Here is a 3,169-nt window from a genome sequence, read left to right as displayed (position 1 = left end):
CCCGCCCGCGCGGCCGTGACCGCCAGCGCGCAGGCCAGGGTCGAGGCCCCGGCCCCGCCGGACCCGCCGAGCACCGCGACGGTGACCGCCGGGCAGCCGACGCCCTCGGCCGCGTCGGCGATCCGGTCGAGCAGCCAGGCCTCGGCGTCGGGCAGGAACAGCACGTGCTCGGCCCCGAGTTGGACGGCTCTGACCCACACCCCGGGGTCGTCCAGGTCCAGCCCGAGCAGCAGCACTCCGCCGCGCCGCCCCAGCCCGGAGCAGCGGACGGCCTGGTCGTCCCCGACCAGGACCAGCGAGGCCCCTTCCCAGAGGTCCCGCGTCGGCGGCGCGCCCCGGACCAGCCTCGGCTCGGTGCCCGCCGCCGCGCAGATCCGCAGCAGGTGCTCGGCCAGGCCCTCGTCCTCGGTGACGACGAGCGGCCCGGCGACCGCGGGGCCCTCGGCGGTGATGTGGTCGGCGATCGGCGTCGACATGGTTGCTCCCCTCCGCGCCGCCGACCACCGGGGTGGCCGACGGCGCACGTCGGACGGTTCCGGCGGACGGCCGCCCGACAGGCCTCTGAGGGAGGAAGGGGGTGAGGCCCTGCCCGGCGACCGCCGCCGGTCATCACGGTGGGGGGAGATCCGGATTTCGTCATCCGGGTTCCGATTGCCTGTGGATAACTCGTGTGCTGTGGAGGAAAACGTTCACCCGGGCGGGGGGCTATTCGGCGAAGAATTGACGAAAGGGGGTCACCGAGATGAACCGGCGACCCGCCCCGTCCCGTTCAGCCGTTCTCCCGACCTCCACCCGCCGCCTTCCGGACACCGCTTCCGAACGGCTTCCGAACGGGCTCGCACCACCGATCGGAACCAGCCGTTCGATCCTCGACGGGCATGAGCAAATGGCGACACAGAGTGACGAAAGTCGATCGACGGACCGGAGTGGCGACACCCCCTGTAAGCCGTCGACACGACGGCGGCGCACCCGCGGAGAGGGGCGTTCAAGCCCTGAAAATGGCCCCGGACGTGCGACGACCCCCGCCGGGGGGGAGAGCGGGGGTCGTCTATCCACAGCCCGGCTCGGGGGGGAGGAGCCGGACCGGGTTAGCACGGTCGCGAACGATCCGTGACTTCCATGGTGTACCCGAGCGGCCAGAAACACAAACCCGCACGCCCGCGAGTACGCCGAATGGCGGGGTCTTTTGCGGCTCCCTCTATCCTCGGTTCCCGTGGACACCACCGAGAACGCCGACGACTACGCCGACGAGTCCCAGGGCGACGCCACCGGGCCCGAAGAGCTCCGCCCGCCCGTTCGCCCCCGACCCGGCGGGCTGCGCACCGCGGCCTTCTTCGACCTCGACAAGACCATCATCGCCAAGTCGAGCGCACTGGCCTTCAGCCGCCCCTTCTACCAGGGCGGACTGATCAACCGTCGGGCCGTACTGCGCAGCGCGTACGCCCAGTTCGTCTTCCTGGTCGGCGGCGCGGACCACGACCAGATGGAGAAGATGCGCCAGTACCTCTCCGCGCTCACCCGGGGCTGGAACGTCCAGCAGGTCCGCGAGATCGTCGCCGAGACCCTGCACAACCTGATCGACCCGATCATCTACGACGAGGCGGCCTCGCTGATCGAGCAGCACCACGCGGCCGGCCGGGACGTGGTGATCGTCAGCAGCTCCGGCTCCGAGGTGGTCGAGCCGATCGGCCGGCTGCTCGGCGCGGACCACGTGATCGCCACCCGGCTCCAGGTCGAGGACGGCTGCTACACCGGCGAGATCGAGTACTACGCCTACGCCGAGAACAAGGCCGCGGCCATTCGGGAGTTGGCCGCGACCGAGGGCTACGACCTGGCCGCCTCCTTCGCCTACAGCGACTCCTCCACCGACCTGCCGCTACTGGAGGCGGTCGGCCACCCGTCGGCGGTCAACCCGGACCGCGCGCTGCGGAAGGAGGCGCAGGCCCGGGAGTGGCCGGTGCTGGTCTTCGACAAGCCGGTGGAACTGCGGCGCCGACTGCCCGAGTTCTCGGCCCCGAGCGGCTCGGTGCTGACCGCGGTGGCGGTCGGGACGGCCGTGGTGACCGCCGGGGTGATCTGGTACCTGGCCCGCCGGAGGCGCCCCCTCGCCTGAGGCGGGCGGCCCGACAGTCCTTGGACAAAACGGTCAATCGGGACAGACTTCTCTTTTCGGGTTCCCCTTTCCCCCGAAACGCGATACAAATGAAGCACGGCCCGCGAGACCCGGTCAGGACCTTAAGAGGTCAAACCGACAACGCAGTTCAGGCCCCACGGACCGCACGTACAGATATCCGGGCACCCACATGCAGCCGACCCGCTGTCGGGCCGCCGGACCAGACGAACGGGCAGGATCCCCGTCTGATCGGCACTTCCGGTGCATGCATGGTCACCCGGTATCTGCACCAGCGGCGGCACCCGGCAGGAGCAGGTGCCGCCGCATCCTCGTCTCCGCGCGCCCCCTCTCGGGGCGCGCGCGCCGTCCCGAGCGGGGCGCTCAGACCATCCCGCGCTGCATCGCCTCGCAGACCGCCGTGCTCTCCCGCACCCCGAGCCGCAGCGCCCGACCGCTGTACGCGATCCAGGCCGCCATCCCCTCGGGGGTTCCCGCCAGGTAGCCGGCCAGGGCTCGGCGGTGGGCGGCGGTGCCCAGCTCGGCCAGGCCGACCTCGGCCGGGCAGATCGACTTCGGGTCGAGCCCCTCGGCAATCAGCACGATCCGCTGGGCGGCCCGCGCGATCACGCCGTTGTGGGCGCCGAACGGCCGCAGCGCGAGCAGTTCGCCGTGCACCACCGAGGCCACGACGAGGGCCGGCGTGCCCACGCCCTGGCCCTCCGCACGCGCCACCAGCAGCCGGGAGAGCTGGTCGAGCCGGGCCGCGACCTCCTCCGCACCCGGAGCGGGCGGCAGCACGGGCGGCGGCCCGTCGACGGCCTCGACCTCGACGCTCTCCACCGGCTCCAGCTCCTGCGGGAACAGCAGCTCCGCCCCCTCCCCGGCCCGCCGCGGGCGCCCGGCGGCCGGATCGCCGTCGCCGACCGCGAGCAGGTGCAGCCGGGCCAGCACCTGGAGCGGCGAGTGCCGCCAGATGCTGAGCAGCTGGCCGGCCTCGGCGGCGATCCGCAGGGCCGCGCCGACCCTCCGGGCCTCGGGGTCCGCCCCGAAGTCGCT

Annotated in this window: 2 protein-coding genes and 1 pseudogene; 1 reads left to right on the top strand and 2 read right to left on the bottom strand. The window is 72.6% G+C overall.

Annotated features, from left to right (window positions below; translation table 11 throughout):
- Window positions 1-476 (bottom strand): annotated as a pseudogene (locus AE652_RS38490) (septum formation initiator); the annotation flags it as partial.
- A gap of 839 nt (window positions 477-1,315) precedes the next feature.
- On the opposite strand from AE652_RS38490, the gene AE652_RS38485 reads away from it, so the two are divergent.
- Window positions 1,316-2,113, top strand: coding sequence for an HAD family phosphatase (locus AE652_RS38485; RefSeq protein ID WP_049660070.1), 798 nt, complete (start codon window positions 1,316-1,318; stop codon window positions 2,111-2,113).
- 381 nt (window positions 2,114-2,494) lie between these two features.
- Here the strand turns inward: AE652_RS38485 and AE652_RS38480 are convergent.
- Window positions 2,495-3,169: hypothetical protein (locus AE652_RS38480; RefSeq protein WP_049660067.1), on the bottom strand; the 675-nt coding region annotated here is incomplete at its 5' end.

It is taken from the genome of Kitasatospora sp. MY 5-36 (genome assembly GCF_001182915.1).
Classification (GTDB): domain Bacteria; phylum Actinomycetota; class Actinomycetes; order Streptomycetales; family Streptomycetaceae; genus Kitasatospora.
Note: the sequence above shows the minus strand (reverse complement) of the source record. Positions and strands in the feature narration are given on the sequence as shown.